Annotated in this window: 1 pseudogene; it reads left to right on the top strand. The window is 48.8% G+C overall.

Annotated features, from left to right (window positions below):
- Positions 1-482: pseudogene (locus R7Z50_RS29375) on the top strand (serine protease); the annotation flags it as partial.
- Positions 483-582 lie beyond the last annotated feature (100 nt).

The following is a 582-nucleotide window of genomic DNA, read 5'->3' on the forward strand; positions in this document are numbered from 1 at the left end:
TGATGTTGGAACAGGGAGCGGATCCAATAGGTGCTGATGGGCAAGATTTACAGAGCATCTCTCAATACGGACGACTTAATTTGGTGGGAGCTCTGACTGCGACACCTTCGGAACCGCCACCACCACCTCCTCTAGTCGTTAAGGCACCAGAAGCTCTTTCCATCTCGATCAACAATAGTATTGTTTCTCTCACTTGGAACTATTCGGGGGATCAAGGTGCCATTGCAGGCTTTAGAGTCGAACGCGAGAGTTGGAATGCAAAACGTAATCGATGGCAAAGCCTAAGCAGTTGGGATGTTCTCGACCCTACGGCCACGGCGTTTGAAGATTCCAGTGCCAATGGCGAAGTGCATTATCGTGTTGGCAGCATTCAGCAAAGCGATGGTTCTTTGTTCTGGAGTGGATGGAGCGATAACATCACGGTTGCGGGTTCTGGTGGTGGTAAGGGCGGCGGAAAAGGTGGAGGAAAGCCGAACAAATGATCGCCATGAAAAAGGCCCGAGAAGAGGGCCTTTTTGTGTTTTTAACTTTCTATGTTTTCCATATCGAACAGAGATAAATACGGCTCTGTGGCTAAAGATT

It is taken from the genome of Vibrio sp. 1249-1 (assembly GCF_033340495.1).